Source organism: Microbacterium sp. Z12_35 (assembly GCF_058310475.1).
The window spans coordinates 196,881-214,109 of record NZ_JBZEGJ010000002.1; the positions used below are offsets into that span (position 1 = coordinate 196,881).

A 17,229-nucleotide genomic window follows, 5' to 3' on the forward strand; every position below is an offset into this window, starting at 1 on the left:
GTGCGCGCGGATCAGGCGCGGTACTTCGCGGGCCAGATGCCGTGCCGGCCGGGGGAGAGGATCCCTCCGGGATCGACAGCATCCTTGATGGCCTCGGCGAACCGGCGGTACGCGTGGTCGCCGAAGGAGTACTGCGCCGCGGCGTCATCCATGAAGTCGAGGTGGGCGCGGTATTCGCCGTACCCCATCGCGCCGACCTCGGCGATGAGCTCGCGGACCGTATCGAAGGTCGCACGCACCTGCGCCTCATCCCGGCGGTCGAAGCTCATGGCGCTGACGATCATGGCGCTGCGGTCGTTGGTCGGGAAGATCGCGCACACGAAGTTCGCGCCCGTCCGCGCCACCACGCGCTCCTTGATCCGGTCGATCACGCGCACGACCTCGCCACCCTGCAGCGGCACGACCGGCGAGAACCCGACGTGGCCGACCCAGTCGGGCATCTGCTCCATCATGTCCATCGAGGGGATGCCGGCGGAGATCTTCTGCATGAACGTGGTGATCTCGCCCCAGTTGTCCGGGGTGAACCGGCCGAGCACGTCGACGCGGGCGCCGTCGATGTCCGACCACGCCTCGCGGATGCGCGACAGGTGGTGCTCCACGACCGGCTCATCACCCCACAGCGCCGTGCGTACGCCCCAGCGGCCGATGCCGGTTGCATCCGCCAGCTCGTCGAGGCGCTCCTCGGACCACGTCGGGTCCGCACCGGGGAACATCCCCATGTGCTCGGGGAACTGGGTGCCCATGGTGATGAGGTTCTGCAGGTTGGGCACGCCGCGGATGATGCCATCCAGACGCAGCTCGCGGATGATGTCGACGGCCTGCCCGAGCTGCGCGTCGCGCGGCACCGACAGGTAGAGGGGCAGATAGGACCGGGGGCGGCGTTGCAGCCACACGCCCATCCGCGTCACGATGCCGTAGTTGGACTGCGTGAACAGCGGGTCCAGCGTCGGGCCGAGACCCCGCTTGAACAGGTGCCACGACGCGCTGTCGGGGATCGCCCCCATCCCGGTGCGCATGAGCGACCCGTCGGCGAGCACGACCTCCATGCCGGTGGGTGCCTGGTAGTCGCTTCCCAGCGGCAGGTAGGTCATGCCGTTGTCGAGCGAGTTGCCGATGATCGAGCCCCACCCGATGTCGGGTACCGAGAGCATCAGCTCGTCACCGAGCTCGTGCAGCGCCTCATGAAGGTCGAGCCAGCGGACGCCCGGCTCCACGACGGCGTAGGCGAGTTCGGTGTCGATGTGCAGGATGCGGTTCATCCGGCGCAGTCCGATGAGGAGCGACCCGCTCACCCGCGGGGACGGACCGCCGTAGCCGTTGTTGCGTCCCTGCGACGACGTCCACACCGGGATGCCGTGGCGCCCGGCGATGCGGACGACCTCCTGCAGTTGCTCGACGCTGTCGGGGAAGACCGCGCCGCAGGAGTCGTACGTGCGATCTTCCTGGAACCAGTACGGGTCACGGTAGGTGTCGCGCTCCTCCTGCGTGAACAGGGTGTTCTCGCGGCCGACGACGGCCACGAGTTCGTCGCGCGCCGCCTCCGGAAGCACCGGCGCCGCGGACGCGACGGGGTCTGTCATCGCGTGCCCTCCGCCTGCTGCGCGGCGTCGTAGTCGGCCTCGGAAACCTCCTCCAGCCAGACCGTGTCGCCGAGGGTGATGGCGGTGTGACCCATCAGGGACTCGGCGGTGCCGCCGTGCCAATGGCGTTCGCCGGGCTCGATCCACACGGTGTCACCCTCGGTGATCACGCGCGGCTGGCCGTCGGCCCCGCACACCAGGCCCCGGCCGCGGAACACCTGCAGGATCTGTCCCTGCGAGTGGTGGTGCCAGTAGGTACGCGCGCACGGCGTGAAGATCACGTTGTTGATCTTCACGTCAGGGGAATCGGTGATCACCGGATCCATCCACACTTCTCCGGTGAACGTGCCGCTGGCGCGTCCGGAGGCGGATCCTGATCTGCCCGGAATGAGTCGCATCTGGGTGCCTTTCTTCGAACGTCATCGTCCGGATTGTCAGACAGTACTATACCGCGCGGCAGAGATAGTTGTATGTGTTGTAACTAAAAGCTATCATCGCTACGCGGCCGTGCGGTCGCGATCGAAGACGCGAAGGAGCTCGACGATGAACACTCTCGACACCCCCATCGAGCCGCCGTCCAAGGGGGAGTTCCGCGACGTGATGGGCCGGTTCGCCAGCGGCGTGACCGTCATCACCACGCGCGAGGGAGATGTCGATTTCGGCGCGGCCGCCAGCGCCGTCAGCTCCCTCTCCGACGAACCGCCGATGATCCTCATCTGCCTCAACGTCACCTCCTCCACGGCGCAGGCGATCACCCGCACCGGCACCTTCGCCGTCAATGTCCTGGCCGAGGACTCCGCACCCATTGCGCAGCGGTTCGCCAGCAAGGGCGCCGACAAGTTCCAGTCGATGGCCCTCGAGCGCGGCCACGGCGGGGCTCCGCTCCTGTCGGGCTCCATCGCGCAGTTCGAATGCGTGGTGGAGGACTCCGTGCGCGGGGGAACCCACCTCGTCTTCCTGGCGCGTGTCGTTCGCGTGACCTCCCACCCCGGTAACCCGCTGGCGTATTTCCGTGGATCGTTCGGAACGATGGAGACCGCCCCGGACTCCGCGGCCCTGCGTGCCGTGCGCGACTACGTCGTGAATACGGTCACCGATCAGTCGGTGCCCCTGGATGCGGAGGCCATCGCCGAGGCCCTCGAGATCGAGGTCGGCCGCGCCTTCCGCGCCCTGGTCGCGCTCGTGGATGAGGGGCTCGTCCGCCGCTCGGGTGCCACCTTCGAAGTGGAGCCGGTGCCCGACCAGGTGATCTTCGACTACTACGCCGCCAAGCTCGCGATCGAAGTGGGCGCGGCCTCACAAACGGTCGGCCGGCTCGGCGAGGATCAGCTGGCCGAGCTCCGCCGGCTCATGGAGGACACGCTCCAGTACGTGCACGATGACGAGTTCGTCGACCCGGAGGGGTGGATCCGGTCCAACGCGGCGTTCCACGAGTATCTCGTGACGCTCGCCGGCAGCGTCATCCTCACCGAGACGTACAAGGGCTTGCGCCTCCCGTCGCTCGAGCTGCGCACCATCCGCCAGTCGACGAAAGCCACGTCGAAGCTTCTGGATGACCACTCCGCGATCGTCGAGGGCTACGAGTCCGGTGACGTGGCTAAGGTGCTGGAGACCCTGGCCCTGCACGCTCGCCGCCCGCAGGAGAGCCGGGCCGCCGTCGCGTCCTGACGGCTCCGGTCCGCGCTCCCCGCCCCCCGGCCCGGTCCGCGCGCCGGCCCGCGCCCCGGCGCGAAATCAGGAGATGCGGCGGAGGCAGGACGATTTCGGCCGGATCCTCCTGTGTCGGCCGCATCTCCTGAACTCGGCGCGCGACGTAGCGCCCGCGCCGCGGACTGTGCGCGGCGTGGCGCTGTGACGCTCGGCACGCACCGCGTCCTGAGGCCGCGGCGTCCTGAGGCCGCGCCGTCCTGACGCCCGCCCCGGGGCCGCCGGCCCGCACGCCTCCGGCCCGCACGCCTCCGGCCCCCCCCGCCGCCCGGCGCGAAATCAGGAGATGCGGCGGAGGCAGGACGGTTTCGGCCGGATCCTCCTGTGTCCGCCGCATCTCCTGAACTCGGCGCGCGACGGCGCCGGGCGGGCGCGGGTGGCGGGGTCACATCACCATGCCGCCGTTGACGTTGATGGTCTGACCGGTGATGAACTGCGCCTCATCCGAGCAGAGGTAGACGATCGTGGCCGCCATCTCCGACGGCGGGACCACCCGCGGGATCGGCTGGAGCTGCACGAGTGAATCGAGAAGCTCCTCGTCCTGCGGAAGCATCGCGGTGCGGGTGGCGGCGGGCGCGACGGCGTTGACGCGGATGTTCTCGCTGCCGACGAGGGCCGCGATAGCCCGGGTCATCCCGAGCACGCCGGCCTTCGACGCCGGGTAGGCGGCCTGCAGGGGGTACGGGGCGAGCGCGCCGACGCTGGAGATCGTGACGATCGCGCCGCCGCGCTCGCCGACGCGGCGGATCAGCGGCAGTGCCGCGCGGACGCAGTAGAAGGTTCCGGTGAGGTTCACCCGGATGACGAGGTCCCAGGCGGCGTCGTCGATCGTGGACGGATCGGGGTCGCCGCCGCGTTCGGTCAGCCGCCACGGAGCATCCGCGATGCCTGCCGCGGTCACGAGGGCGTCCAGGCGTCCGTGCTCCGCCTCGATGCGCGCGAAGGCCGCGTTGACGGCGCCGCTGTCACCGACGTCGACGGTCAAGGGGGTGACTCCGGAGTCGGCGGGCCACGCCTGCGCCAGCGCGTCCGCGGACAGATCCAGGGCGTACACGACGGCCCCCTCGGCGCGAAGCCGATCGGCCACCGCGAACCCGATGCCCTGTGCGGCGCCGGTCACGGCAGCCACACGCCCCTCGAACCGCCGCATCCCCGGCCACGCGTCGCTCTGCGAGAACCCTGTGTCGCTCATCTTCGAACCTGCCCTTGCGCCAGTGTCTGATTGTCGTACGATAATCGCATCTGCAGGGCGTCGGGCACTCGACTCGGCCGCGCCCCGATCGACTTCGAAGGAGAAATCGACGTGCACACCTTCAGCCGCCCGCGGACGGCCACGCTCTCGGTCGAGCGCGTTGCCGTCTCCGGCACCTGTCCGAACTGCGGCAGCGCCGACCTGAGCCGCTACCGCGTCTTGAGCGAAGGTGGCTGGTGGGATGCGGTGAAGTGCCAGGACTGCCTCCACTCCGTGGAGCGCACCCAGGCGCCCCCGCTCGGCAGCTTCGTGCCGCTGGGGACGACCGTCGAGGGCCTGTCGGGAGGAACGCGATGATCGGGGTCGACGTCGGCGGCACGTTCACCGACGTGGTGTCCATTCGCGACGGCCGCGTGGAGGTCACCAAGGTCCCGAGCGGCCGCACCGACCCGGCCGCGTCGGTCATCGAAGGCGCCCGGCGCCTCGGCGTCGACCAGAGCGCGGTGTTCAATCACGCCAGCACGATGGGGCTGAACGCGGTGCTCGAGCGCCGTCTGCCGAAGGTGGGGCTGCTCACGACCGACGGATTCCGTGACGTGCTCGACCGCGGCTCGGTGCACCGGCCCCTCGACGCGCAGACCGACCCGTCGTGGCGCCGCACGTTCGGCGACGCGGCGCGGCCGCTCATTCCGCGGTACCTCCGCCGCGGGGTGGTCGAGCGGATGACCGCGCAGGGCGATGTGCTGCTCGAGCTCGACGAGGCGCAGGCGCGGCACGAGCTGGAGATCCTGGCCCGGTGCGAGGTCGAGGGCGTGGCCATCTGCCTGATCAACGCGTACGTGAATCCTGCCCACGAGGAACGCCTCCGGGAACTCACCCGTGAGGTGCTCGGCGACGACATCGAGGTGTCGATCTCCTCGGCCACCTCGCCGCTCGCCAAGGAGTACGAGCGATCCTCCACCACGGTGGTGGACGTCATTATGAAGCTGCTCTTCGGCGGCTACGCCACACGCCTGAACGCGGACCTGTCCGGCCTCGGATTCGGTGGCCAGCTGAACTTCGCCGACTGCGCGGCCAACCTCCTGCCCTGGGAGGAGGCGCTGCAGCGACCCTTCCGCATCCTGTTCGCCGGCCCCGCGGCGGGCACGGTCTCCAGCGGCCACCTCGGTCGGGCGATCGGCCGGTCGAACATCCTGTGCGCCGACGTGGGCGGCACCTCCACAGACGTGTCGATCATCATCAACGACAAGCCGTTCGTCCAGAACACCTTCGAGATCGAGCACGACCTCATCATCAACGCGCTATCGACCGAGGTCTCGAGCGTCGGTGCGGGCGGCGGCAGCCTCGTGACCATCTCGTCGGCCGGCGGCATGCTCGTCGGTCCGGGCAGCGCGGGGGCCGAGCCCGGACCCGCGTGCTACGGCCGCGGCGGCACGCAACCGACGGTGACGGACGCCGCGTTGCTCATCGGCATCCTCGACCCCGACGGGTTCGCCGGGGGCGAGCTCACGCTCGACTCCGCCGCCGCACGCCGCGCCTTCGATGCGCTGGACACGCCGATCCCGTTCGCCGAGCGCGTCAGCACGGCGTACCGGCTCGCCGTGGCACACATGGCCGAGGAGATCCTCAACGTGGCCGTCCGCCACGGCGTGGACGTGCGCGACTTCTCGCTCATGGCGTACGGCGCCGCGGGCGGGATGCTGCTGCCCGCGGCCCTGGACCTCCTGCCGCTCCGCGAAGTCGTGATCCCGCCGCATCCGGGGCTGTTCTCCGCCCTCGGGCTGCTCTCCGCCGACCAGGTGTTCCACGAATCGGAGAGCGCGTACGTCGTCTTCTCGCCCGACTCGGCCGATCAGATCGCCGCGGTGTACGACGCGATGGAGGCCCGGCTGCGCGACCGCCTCGGCGATGCGGCCGAGGGGCTGCCGGTGCGCCGGAGCTTCGACGGGCGCCTCGTCGGGCAGAGCTGGGAGACCCCGTTCGTCGGGATCCCCGACGAACCCATCACCGCGGAGTCGATCCTCGACGTGGTCGCCGGCTTCCACGACACGTACGAATCCCGCAACGGCAACCGCTTCGACGGGTTCCCCGTGGAGGGGGTGACCTACCGCGTGGAGATCGTCGTCCCGGCCGAGAAGGTCGAGTACACGCCCGCTGCCGCACGCGAGTCGTTCCCAGCGACACCGGAGGGCACGGTGACCCTCGAGTACCTCACCGAGCAGCCCATCCAGGCCGAGTGGTACCGACGCGAAGCTCTCGAGGTGGGGGCGACCGTCACCGGACCCGCCGTCATCCGAGAGGAGCTCAGCACCACCTTCCTCATGCCGGGCCAGACGGCGGTCATCGGCCGCTGCAGAGAGATCGTCATCACCTCGGGGAGGACCGCGTGAGCACCATCGACACCGCACCGCAGAGGCGCACGCTCCTCCGCGACCTCGACGTCGCCGCGTTCCGGGACCGCTACGACTGCGACCGCTACACCGCCACGGTGCTCGGCAACCGCTTCGACTACCTCGTGGAGCACATGAGTGCGCGCCTGCTGACCGGCGCCTTCTCGCCGGTGCTCCGCGACTTCTACGACCTCGCGTGCACGATCGCCGGCCCGCCCGAGCTCGACTATCCGGTCCCCGCCGCCAGCAACGGCATCGTGCTGATGGCCGGCACGACGATCGACGCCGTGCCGAACATGGTCGGAGAGTTCGGTGTCGGCCGGCTGCGGCCGGGCGACGTGCTCATCGCCAACGACCCGTACCGCACGGGCAACCACAACAACGACCTGGTCTTCACGCGCCCCGTCTTCCGCGAGGGCCGCATCGTCGCGTTCGTGACGCTCAATGCGCATCAGCTCGACATGGGCGGCACCGTCCCCGGCGGGTTCAGCGCGACCAAACAGAACGTCTTCGAGAACGGTCTCGTCCTGTCGCCTCGGCTGCTGGTGAGCGAGGGCGTCAATGTGCCCGAGAACTGGAGCGTCATCTTCGACAACGTGCGCATGGCCGAGGTGCTCTACCCCGACATGCTGACGGTGTGCTCGAGCCTGGAGCTCGGCGAGACGCTCGTGAACGAGTCCATCGACCGCTACGGACTGCCGGCGTTCCACGGCGCCATGCGGTACGCGACCGACGTCGCCGCCGAGCGGATGGCCGTCGGGATGGCGGAGCTTCCCGACGGCGACTGGGAGGCCGAGCACGGGGTGGACTGCGATGGCATCGACGACACCGAGTCGTACCCCGTGCACGTGGCCATCCGCAAGCGCGGCGACCGCATCGAGGTCGACCTGTCGGGCACGCACCGCCAGGCGCGCACGTCGATCAACGCCACCGTGTGGGAGGTCAAGACCGCCATCGGGGTCGCCCTGAAGTACAACTTCGATCCCCGCGGCCGCTTCAACTCCGGCCTGTTCCGCAACATCGACATCGTCATCCCCGAGGGCAGTGTCGTCTCGGCACTGCCTCCGGATGGCGCGGTGTTCCTGTACTTCGAACAGAGCCAGGTCATCCTGGCCACCGCGCTCATGGCGCTGGAGAAGGCCATGGGTGATCGGGCCATCGCCGGCGATCGAGGGGGGACGAACCTGCACACGGCGTTCGGCGCCTGGCCGGACGGAAACCCGTGGGTGTCGGCCATGCAGTGCGGGGGCGAGATCGGGCCCTTCGGCGCGAACCGGCACGGCGACGCCGACACGCAGTGCATGTCGTACCTCGCCAACGGCGTCGCGCCATCGGTCGAGGCCGTGGAGAAGGACAGCCCCGTCGTCATGCTCCGCCACGAGCCGGTGCCCGACACGGCGGGGCCGGGCTACCACCGGGGCGGCAACGCGATGCTCCGCGACACCCTCTGGCTCACGGATGCCGCGCACTCCATCATCGAGCTGCGGCACAAGTCGGTCACCGGCTTCGGCGTGTATGGCGGCGGTCACGGCGTCAACGGCGGCGTGTGGATCTATCCGCCGACCGGCGAAGGAGCCCGCAACGTTCCCGCCACGGGCCCCGACTCCTTCCGCGACGGCACGCCCTGGGCAGGTGTGCTGGACCCGGAGAGCCACGCGCCCTCCCGGCACGGCCAGTACCACTACCCGTTCTCGTCGGCCAATGTCAGCACGGCGAACTCCGTGCTCCGGTACATCACCAACGGGGCCGGCGGGTGGGGCGACCCACTGGAGCGCGATCCCGACCGGGTGCGCGTCGACGTCCGCGACGAGTACGTCACCATCGAAGGCGCCGCCCGCCTCTACGGCGTCGTGGTGACCGGCGATCCCGCCGAAGACCCCGAGGGTGTTGCCGTGGATGAGGCGGCGACGGCCGCCCTCCGGGCGCGCATGCGGGCAGCATCCCGATCGTGATCGAATTTATATATACCCGTTGAAACCTCCTGTGTAGGATTGCCCCACTGTCCGACAATGCGGTCGGACCATGACAACGAAGTCAGGGAGACAGTCACATGCGCAGAGGAATCAAGAGCGCTCTGGGAATCGGCACGGTCTTATCCATCGTCGCGCTCGCAGGGTGCGCGGGAGGCGGCGGAGAGACCGAGCCGGGCGGTCCCGAGGGATCCGGCGACGTCGAGCTCACCTACATGGACGAGGAAGGCAACTGTGCCGCCGGCCCCGCGGACGGCGTCGAGTTCGAGGCCGCTCAGGAGTACATCGCGTCGTTCGGCGAGCCGGTGGAAGAGCTGCTCTTCACCGAACCGCTGCCCGAGCCGGTGAGCCCCGACACCACGGTCGCGTTCCTCAACAATGACACCGCCGTCGCCGGCATCATGTACTCGTTCATGGAGCAGGCGGCCGCGGGTGCGGGTGTCGAACTCATCAACGTCAGCACCGGCACCGACGCGCAGAGCATCAACTCCGCCCTCAACTCCGTCGTGGAGATGAACCCCGACGTCGTCATCGCCGTCGCCAACGACGCCGTCTTCTGGCAGGACCAGCTCCAGGCCCTGATGGACAACGACGTCGCCATCGTCTACGCCTCGCAGCCGAACGCGGAGGAGTTCGGTCTGAACGACAGCCTCGGCGGTTACAACGTCTCCCTGGTCAACGGCAAGGTTCTCGCCGACGCTGCGGTCGCCTTCACATGCGGCACGGGCAGCGAGTTCGTCTTCTACAACATCCCCGAGCTGGGCTTCTCGCAGATCCAGCTCGAGGCGACGCAGGAAGAACTCGCGACGATCTGCCCCGACTGCAACCTGCGCGTCGTCGACATCTCCATCGCCGACCCGAGCCCGGCGGACAAGATCGTCAGCGACCTGCAGACGCACCCCGAGACGCAGTTCTTCGTGACGCCCGCCGACCAGTTCCAGGTCGGGCTCGCGGAGAAGGCCGGCCTCGCGGGCCTGGAGAACGCGTATGGCATCGGACAGTCTTCGCTGCCGCCGAACATGCAGCAGATCGCGGACGGGCTGCAGACCGCCGGGTTCGGCGTCGACCTGAACATCTTCATGTGGATGCTGCTGGATGAAGGCTTCCGCAAGATGCAGGGCGTGTTCACCGAGTACGAGGACTGGGAGGCCGTCGGCCGCTCCGTCTCGCGCGTGATCACCCCGGCGAACGCGGAGGACTACCTGCAGGGCTTCGTCGCCTTCCCGGGTATGGAAGAGGAATTCACGACCCTGTGGGGCGTGACCAAGTAACCCGATCCGAGGGGGCGTCGCGGATCCCGCGGCGCCCCCTCGCTCATCTGTGAGAAAGGCATGAGCATGCCGGACATGCCAGCAGGAATGCTCCTGGACTTCGCGGCGCAGCTGCTCGGGGACGAGCACGTCTCGCGCGGCGACGACCTGGACGACTACCTGGACACCTATGCCCTGGGAGACCCCGGGAAGTTCGCGCCGGCCGGGGCGGTGCGCCCCGCCAGCACCGAGGAGGTGCAGGCCATCGTCCGCGAGGCGAACGACCTGGGCGTCGCGCTCTGGCCGTTCGGCCGCGGCAAGAACTTCGGGTACGGCGGGCCCGCACCGCGCGTCTCCGGCAGCGTCACGGTGGACCTCTCCCGCATGAACCGTGTGCTGCACGTCGATGACGAGACCGCGTACGCGATCGTCGAACCCGGGGTGCGGTTCTTCGACCTCTACGACGCACTCCGCGAGCGTGGCTCGCGGCTGTGGGCCTCGGTTCCCGACCTCGGGTGGGGGAGCGTCGTGGGCAACGCCCTGGAGCGCGGCTACGGATACACGGCGCACGGTGACCACCAGCAGTTCATCTGCGGGATGGAGGTCGTGCTGCCGACCGGCGAGATCATCCGCACGGGTATGGGCGCCCTCCCCGGGTCCGAGGCGTGGGCGCTGTACCGCGGAGGCTTCGGCCCGGGCCTGGAGGGCCTGTTCCTCCAGTCCAACCTCGGAATCGTGACGAAGATGGGCGTGTGGCTGATGCCGCGCCCGGAGGAGTTCGCTGCGTGCCGGCTCGCGATCGAGCGCGAGGAGCAGCTTCCGCAGCTCGTGGATGTCATCCGCGAGCTCAAGCTCGACGGAACCATCGACGGCGTCGTCAATGCCGCCAACGCGGTCGGGGTGGCCGCCGGGATGGCTCCGCGCGAGCGGTGGTACGACGGCGACGGGATCGTCCCCGACGACGTCGTGGATGTGATCGCCGGTGACCTCGGGCTCGGCCGCTGGAACATCAAGTGCGCCGTGTACGGGACCCCCGCGATGCTCGATCTCAAGTTGGCGCGGATGCGTGCCGCCATCGAGGACATTCCCGGCGGCAGCGTCGTGGTGAATCGCTACGCGGGTGACACCCCCGCCGCTGACATCCCGCCGCTGGATCACTTCGCCGCCGGCATCCCCGGCATGATCCTCGCCGACGGAGTGCGGTGGCGGGCGAACGGCCCCACCGGCGCGCACATCGGGTTGTGCCCGGTGTCACCCCTCACCGGGACGCACGTGGCCGCGGTCTCCCGCATCATGCGCCAGCACATCGAGGCCGCCGGATTCGACTACATCGGCGGATGGCTCGCCACCGAGCGTCATGCCGTCAACGTGCTCATGATCTTCTTTGACGCGGCCGACGTCGAGGAGTCGCGAAAGGTGGCGCAGGCCTTCGCCGAACTCGTCCCGATGCTCGCAGAGCACGGGTACGGCGAGTACCGCGCGCATCTGGAGTTCATGGACCTCGTCGCCGACCAGTTCTCGTGGAACGACAGCGCGCTGCGGGAGTTCACCCGGACGCTGAAGGATGCCGTGGATCCCCGCGGCATCCTCGCGCCGGGCAAGCAGGGCATCTGGCCCCGCAGCGGCCCGGCGGCCCGCCCGTGATCCGCACGCGGGCCCTCGTCGCCCGGGGCGACGGATCCCGTCCGCGCGTGATCGACGTCGACCTGCGCCCGCCGGGGGAGCGGGAGTTGCTGGTCGAGATCATCGCCGCGGCGGTATGCCGCACCGAGCTGCTCACGATCGATCGCCGGAGTGCCGATCCGGACGCAGCCCCCGGCCCGCCCACGATCCTCGGGCACGCTGCCGTGGGCGTCGTGTCCGCGGTCGGCGGCGACGTGGAGCGGGTGCGTCCGGGACAGCCCGTGATCGTCACCGGCACGCGCCAGTGCGGTCGATGCTTCTTCTGCACCCATGGCGCACCGGGGGCGTGCGACGAGATCTTCCGGTACATGACCCGCGAGATCGGCACCGCCGCGGACGGCGAGGAGATCTTCTCCGACGGCGGGATCGGCACGCACGCCGAGCGCATGGTCTTCCCCGAATCCAACGTGGTGCCCATCCGCGGCGGTGCCGACCCGCGCCACCTCGCGATGCTGGGCTGCGGCATCCCCTCGGGTGCCGGCGCCGTGAGCGAGGTCGCGAAGGTGCGCTCCGGAGAATCCGTGGCGGTCTCCGGATGCGGGCACGTCGGCCTCTGGATGATCCAGGCAGCCCGAGCCGCCGGAGCCGGCACCATCATCGCCATCGACCCCGATCCCGCGCGCCGCGACATCGCGCTCGCCATGGGAGCGACTCGTGTGCTCGACCCCGGTGACGCCGTGGTGCAGCAGGTGCGGGCCCTGACGGAAGGCCGTGGCGTGGACGTCGGACTCGAGGCGGCCGGCACCACCACAGCGATGGAGCAGTCGTTCGAGATGACCCGATACGGCGGACGCGTGGTGCCCACGGGCCTCGAGAGCGAGGTCGCCCGGGTGAGTCTCAACAACCTGCAGTACTCCCTCGGCTCGCGCACCATCACCGGCGCGCAGTGCGGGGGCGGCGACGTTTTGTCGCTCGTGCCGCGGCTGGAGCGGATGCTCGAGGACGGGATCCTCGATGCCCGGTCGATCCTCACGGCCGAGCGCAGCCTGGAGGACGCCGCCGAGGTCTACGACCTGCTCGCCCTCCCCGCCCACCTGACCGGCGTGCTGATGATGCGCGGCGGCGGTCAAGGACGTGCGACCCACTGAGGTTCCGCGGGTAATGCGTGGTGGCGGACGTGGCGGTGCGGGACCGCGGTGTGGTGACGTGAGAAGCAGCAGAGAAGGAGAACGATGTCGACGACGACACGCGAAGCGGTTCCGAGCGCGGACGAGGTCGTCGCGCGGGCGCGATCGCTGAAGGAACTCATCCGCGACCAGCAGGATGCGGCGGAGGAGCGCGGCCACTACACCGAAGCGGTCCACGAGCGCATGATCGAGCTCGGTCTCTACCACCTGCTGACTCCGCGGCGATATGGCGGATATGAGGTGTCGCTGAAGACCTGGCTGCGCACGGTCATGGAGATCTCGTCCGGAGACCCGGGCACCGGGTGGTGCTATTGCCTCGGGCACTCGCACAACATCCAGGCCGCCTCCCTCTTCGGCCAGCGCGTCCAGGATGACCTCTTCGGCACCGCGGCGGGCTACTTCCGTGCGTCCCACAGCCTCGCACCGGCCGGCGTCGCCGTCCCCGTCGAGGGCGGGTACCGGCTCACGGGCGTCTCCCGGTACCAGTCCGGCTCCCCGTACTCGACACATGCGATCGTGCTGGTGCGGGTGGCGGACCCGGCATCCGAGGGGGCAGAGGGGGCTCCGCAGGCCCTGCAGGCCATCATCCCGGCGGAGCAGTTCCGGCTGCTCGACGATTGGGGCGGCGGCCGAGTCCTGGGGATGCGGGCGAGCGGGTCGAACTCCGTCGCGTTCGACGACGTGTTCGTTCCCGCCGACCGGATGGTGCCGCCCACGTGGGCGGGGCAGACCCCGCCGGAGGAGACCGGAGCCGGCGTGCACGGCAACCCGATGTACATCGGCAGCGTGCAGACGTTCCTCGGCGCCGAGCTTGCCGCCGTCATGGTGGGTACCGCCCGGGCCGCGATCGACGAGTGGACGGACCTGTCCCGCACGCGGATGAGTCCCCTTCCGCCATTCGTCCCCCGTGATCACGACCCGGCGAGTCAGCGGATCCTCGGCGAAGCCACGGTCAAGGCGGATGCGGCCGAAGCGATGCTCCTCCAGGTGGCGGAGACGATCGAGCGCTGGTCGGCAGACTTCGCCGCAGGCACGGCGCCGCTCACGCGCGGCATGGACACCCGCCTGAACGGGCTGAGTCTGGAGGCCGGGCGACTGGCGGCTGAGGCGGCCGAGATGCTCGTTCAGTCGGCGGGGTCTTCCGAGGCGCGTCCGGGTCGCCGGATGGAACGCTACTCGCGGGACGTGCAGATGTACCGCACGCACGCGGCCGCGCAGTACGGCGCGTGGATGCAGGGGATCGGTGCCACCGTCCTCGGTGTGCAGGAGTCGGCCTTCGACCTGCCGAAGGTTCCGACCGGAACGGAAGGAAAATGACGATGGCCGGAATGCTCTCCGTGGAAGCACGTCAGGCGGTGCAGGATCTTCTCATCGACCTCAATTGGGCGCTGGACACCGGCGACGTCGAGCGCTTCGCGGGCGTCTTCTCCCCGGACGCCGACTTCGTCGTCGAGTCGGACGACGATCGTCACCGGATCGAAGGACGGGACGGGATGGTCGCCGACTTCCGCGCCCGTCTCGCCTCGTCTGCGGGCGGCTCACAGCACCGGGTGACGAACAGCCTGTTCGTGCCGGGAGCCGATGGGTCCTGCACCGTGTGGTCGTACTGGTCCACCAGCGTGCGCTCGCCGCAGACGGGTGAGGTGGATCTCGCCGCCAGCGGGTGGATCTGCGACCGCCTCGAAGAGGAGGCGGGGAACTGGGCGATCCGGCACCATCACGTGACCATCTGGCGCGACGGGATGACTCACCCGCTCTCGGGCGCCGCCTGCTGCTGATCCGCCGTCTTCCACACCTCGCGGGCCGCGGCGATCACGGCGCGCGTGGCCGGAGACGGCCGCATCCGACGTGACCACGCCAGCGCGACGTGCTCGACGGGGAGTCCGGTCTCCAGAGGGCGCACAGCGAGTGCGCGGCCCTCGTGGCTGACGTCTCCGTACGGGCGGTGGATGTGGATGGTGTAGCCGAGCCCGCGGCCCACGAGCGAGCGCGCCAGCTCGGAGCTCGGGGAGCGGAACGCCACTTTCGGCGACAGGCCGGCGGTGTGGAACATCGATGCCGCGTGGGTGGCTCCCGGTTCGGTATCCAGCATGATCCAGCTCTCATCGACCAGGTCGGCCAGCTCGACCCGCTCGCGGTCGGCGAGGGGATGACCGGCGGGAAGTACCACCTGAACGGGCATGGGGCGCAGTCGGATGAAGTCCAGGTCGACCGGCAGCCGATGGTCGAGGGCGATGGCCACGTCGACCTCCCCGGAGCTGACGCGCGGCCAGAACGACTCCTCGAGCCCGAGCTCCGCGGTGAGGACGAGACCGGGGTGCTTCCTGGAGAGAGCATCGATGATGGGCGGCAGGATCGTCGGTGCCATCTCGTCCGACCCCCCGATCAGCACGGCGCCGGAGACGGGAGCCGCAGAGCCGGTGAAGTCCTGCTCGAGCAGCGCCGCCTCGGCCACCAGCGCGCGGGCACGGTCACGCAGCTCACGCCCGCTCGTGGTGAGGGAGACGCCGTACGCCCGGCGCCGAACGCACAGCCGCACGCCGAGGGAGCGCTCCAGCGTGGTCAGCGCACCCGCCACGGCCGAGGGGGAGGCGTGGAGCAGGGCGGCAGCCTCCGACATCGAGCGGGAATCGGCGATCGCGAGGAAGTACTCGAGCTGTCTGAGCGTGATGTTGCTGGGCACGATGCTCCCGGTCGGTTCCGCGGGGCACATCGCGGCGCAGCCGTCGTGCTTCCTCGCTTTATCGGTGGTCTGATGCATGGTATTCGCCGCGGGCATGTGATGACGTGGTGACGGTGGTTCGACAGCGGATCCGCCGGAGGAGGGCACAGATGACGCGTATCGAGGGAAGAGTCGCCGTCGTGACGGGGGCGGGTTCCGGCATCGGGCGGTCGATCGCGCATCGCCTCGCCGCAGGTGGCGCCGCCGTGGCGGTGGCTGACATCGACGCGGAGCAGGCGGGGCGCGTGGCGGGCGAGATCGGGGGCCGGGGGTATGTGGTGGACGTGAGCGACCCCGGCAGCGTGGCGGCTCTGGCGGCGGGTGTCCGACGAGATCTCGGTGCCGCCGGCATCCTCGTGAACAACGCCGGCGTGGCATCCACCGCGCCGTTGGCGGAGATGACCGAGGCCGACTGGGCGTGGATGCTGGGGGTGAACCTCCTCGGCCCGATCCACGGCGTGGCGGCGTTCCTGTCCGATCTCCGCGCCGAACGGGGGCACGTGCTGAACACCGGATCGATGGCCGGTCTGGCTGCAGACACGGGATCGGGCGGTTACGGCGTGACCAAGTCGGCGCTGACCGCCTACACCGAGGTACTCGCACGCGAGCTCGCCGACGACGGCGTGGGGGTCACGCTCCTGGCACCGGGGCCGGTGCGCACCCGGCTGGGCTCGAGCTCCCGCAATCGCCCCGCCGACTCCCGGGGCGCGCTTCGGGACAAGGACCTCACCGTCGAGGACGGTGGGACCCTGCCCTGGCTGGACCCCGACGAGGTCGCCGAGGTCGCCATCCGTGCGATCGAGGCGAACAGCCTCTATGCGCTCACCCATATCGAGTGGCGCGACATCGTCACCTCGCGGCACCGCGCGATCGAGCAGGCGTTCGACGGCGCGCTCAGCGCTCGGAAAGGGGATGCGTGACCGCTCCCGGCCACCGCTGCAGCCACCGGTAGACGAACCGCCACTCCCCGTCGCGCCGCTCCACGACGTCTTTCGAGTGGCCGGTGGAGTGGAACGACACCTCGCTGTTCTCGCGGTGGCTCGTGAACCAGTACGAGCGCAGGATCCATCGGTCGGGTGACCCCGCCGGGTCGGGGAGATACATCCGGTTGGATTCGCGATGCTGGTGCCCGGCGTAGCCCCCGAAATGGCTGGCCGCGAACTCCCGGATCGAGCCGACCCCGCGCCGCGCATCGATGGACCCGTCCAGCTGCGTCTCCTCGAGAACGGCGTCATCCCAGAACGTGCCCAGATAACGCTCGAGGTCCTGCGTGTCGAGTGCCCACAGGTAGTCCACGTAGAGGTCGTCGATGGCGAACCGGACGTCTGCGGCGGGGCCGGGCGGGCGGGTGGATGTCATGGCGTGCTCCTCGGGACTCTCCGGCGCACTCCATCGGGCCGCCGTCGCCAGACGGTACGCACGTACGCGGTGGGCGATCAAACGGCCTTTTCCGGGCAAGCACCGCGTGAAGCGCGTGGAACTCGGCGCGAGCCCGCCTGATATAGGTATACATCTTGCAACTTTTCTGTATGCTTGGCTCATTGTCGGACAATCCTTCTTCGGACGATGAGGTCGTTGAAAACGAGCCGCGTAGACGCGGCCGTCGGG

The 17,229-nt window shown here is 69.6% G+C and carries 15 protein-coding genes; 10 read left to right on the forward strand and 5 right to left on the reverse strand.

Features of this window, described 5'->3' with window-relative positions:
- Positions 1–11: 11 nt before the first annotated feature.
- Together AC4FS1_RS13810 and AC4FS1_RS13815 are read right to left on the reverse strand one after the other, a co-directional pair.
- Positions 12–1,580, reverse strand: a complete 1,569-nt coding sequence (locus AC4FS1_RS13810; RefSeq protein ID WP_491156060.1) for an FAD-binding oxidoreductase — start codon at positions 1,578–1,580, stop codon at positions 12–14.
- Positions 1,577–1,978 carry a cupin domain-containing protein gene (locus tag AC4FS1_RS13815; protein WP_491156062.1) on the reverse strand — a complete coding sequence of 134 codons (402 nt, stop codon included), beginning with the start codon at positions 1,976–1,978 and terminating at the stop codon, positions 1,577–1,579. Before AC4FS1_RS13815 ends, AC4FS1_RS13810 begins: the two co-directional genes overlap by 4 nt.
- Positions 1,979–2,123: 145 nt before the next feature.
- Between AC4FS1_RS13815 and AC4FS1_RS13820 the strand changes: the two genes are divergently transcribed.
- Positions 2,124–3,248: a flavin reductase gene (locus AC4FS1_RS13820; protein WP_491156064.1), complete on the forward strand. Its 1,125-nt coding sequence runs from the start codon at positions 2,124–2,126 to the stop codon at positions 3,246–3,248.
- 424 nt (positions 3,249–3,672) lie between these two features.
- Here AC4FS1_RS13820 and AC4FS1_RS13825 read toward each other — a convergent pair whose 3' ends face one another.
- Positions 3,673–4,479 carry an SDR family NAD(P)-dependent oxidoreductase gene (locus AC4FS1_RS13825; protein WP_491156066.1) on the reverse strand — a complete coding sequence of 269 codons (807 nt, stop codon included), beginning with the start codon at positions 4,477–4,479 and terminating at the stop codon, positions 3,673–3,675.
- A gap of 111 nt (positions 4,480–4,590) precedes the next feature.
- Here AC4FS1_RS13825 and AC4FS1_RS13830 point away from each other — a divergent pair, with 111 nt between their 5' ends.
- From AC4FS1_RS13830 to AC4FS1_RS13865, 8 genes are all read left to right on the forward strand, one after another.
- On the forward strand, positions 4,591–4,836 hold the full coding sequence (locus tag AC4FS1_RS13830) for a hypothetical protein (protein WP_491156068.1): 246 nt from the start codon (positions 4,591–4,593) through the stop codon (positions 4,834–4,836).
- Entirely contained in the window at positions 4,833–6,869 is a 2,037-nt protein-coding gene (locus tag AC4FS1_RS13835) for a hydantoinase/oxoprolinase family protein (protein ID WP_491156070.1), read from the forward strand. Before AC4FS1_RS13830 ends, AC4FS1_RS13835 begins: the two co-directional genes overlap by 4 nt.
- Positions 6,866–8,821, forward strand: a complete 1,956-nt coding sequence (locus tag AC4FS1_RS13840) for a hydantoinase B/oxoprolinase family protein (RefSeq protein WP_491156072.1) — start codon at positions 6,866–6,868, stop codon at positions 8,819–8,821. Before AC4FS1_RS13835 ends, AC4FS1_RS13840 begins: the two co-directional genes overlap by 4 nt.
- Before the next feature lie 98 nt (positions 8,822–8,919).
- Positions 8,920–10,110 (forward strand): sugar ABC transporter substrate-binding protein, encoded by a 1,191-nt coding sequence (locus tag AC4FS1_RS13845; protein WP_491156073.1) that lies wholly within the window; start codon positions 8,920–8,922, stop codon positions 10,108–10,110.
- 75 nt (positions 10,111–10,185) lie between these two features.
- Positions 10,186–11,733, forward strand: coding sequence for an FAD-binding oxidoreductase (locus AC4FS1_RS13850; protein ID WP_491156075.1), 1,548 nt, complete (start codon positions 10,186–10,188; stop codon positions 11,731–11,733).
- Positions 11,734–11,780: 47 nt separating this feature from the next.
- Positions 11,781–12,860 carry a zinc-binding dehydrogenase gene (locus AC4FS1_RS13855; protein ID WP_491156078.1) on the forward strand — a complete coding sequence of 360 codons (1,080 nt, stop codon included), beginning with the start codon at positions 11,781–11,783 and terminating at the stop codon, positions 12,858–12,860.
- Positions 12,861–12,944: 84 nt separating this feature from the next.
- Positions 12,945–14,216: an acyl-CoA dehydrogenase family protein gene (locus AC4FS1_RS13860; RefSeq protein ID WP_491156080.1), complete on the forward strand. Its 1,272-nt coding sequence runs from the start codon at positions 12,945–12,947 to the stop codon at positions 14,214–14,216.
- 2 nt (positions 14,217–14,218) lie between these two features.
- A complete protein-coding gene (locus tag AC4FS1_RS13865) occupies positions 14,219–14,677 on the forward strand; it encodes a nuclear transport factor 2 family protein (protein ID WP_491156082.1) in 459 nt (152 codons plus the stop codon).
- Here the strand turns inward: AC4FS1_RS13865 and AC4FS1_RS13870 are convergent.
- Complete coding sequence (locus AC4FS1_RS13870; RefSeq protein WP_491156084.1) at positions 14,647–15,582, reverse strand: LysR substrate-binding domain-containing protein; 936 nt, start codon at positions 15,580–15,582, stop codon at positions 14,647–14,649. The two genes, AC4FS1_RS13865 and AC4FS1_RS13870, sit on opposite strands and share 31 nt — an antisense overlap.
- 149 nt (positions 15,583–15,731) lie before the next feature.
- On the opposite strand from AC4FS1_RS13870, the gene AC4FS1_RS13875 reads away from it, so the two are divergent.
- Positions 15,732–16,541 carry an SDR family oxidoreductase gene (locus tag AC4FS1_RS13875; protein ID WP_491156086.1) on the forward strand — a complete coding sequence of 270 codons (810 nt, stop codon included), beginning with the start codon at positions 15,732–15,734 and terminating at the stop codon, positions 16,539–16,541.
- On the opposite strand, the gene AC4FS1_RS13880 is transcribed toward AC4FS1_RS13875, so the two are convergent.
- Positions 16,516–16,980: a nuclear transport factor 2 family protein gene (locus AC4FS1_RS13880; protein WP_491156088.1), complete on the reverse strand. Its 465-nt coding sequence runs from the start codon at positions 16,978–16,980 to the stop codon at positions 16,516–16,518. The genes AC4FS1_RS13875 and AC4FS1_RS13880 overlap by 26 nt on opposite strands.
- Between the last annotated feature and the right edge of the window lie 249 nt (positions 16,981–17,229).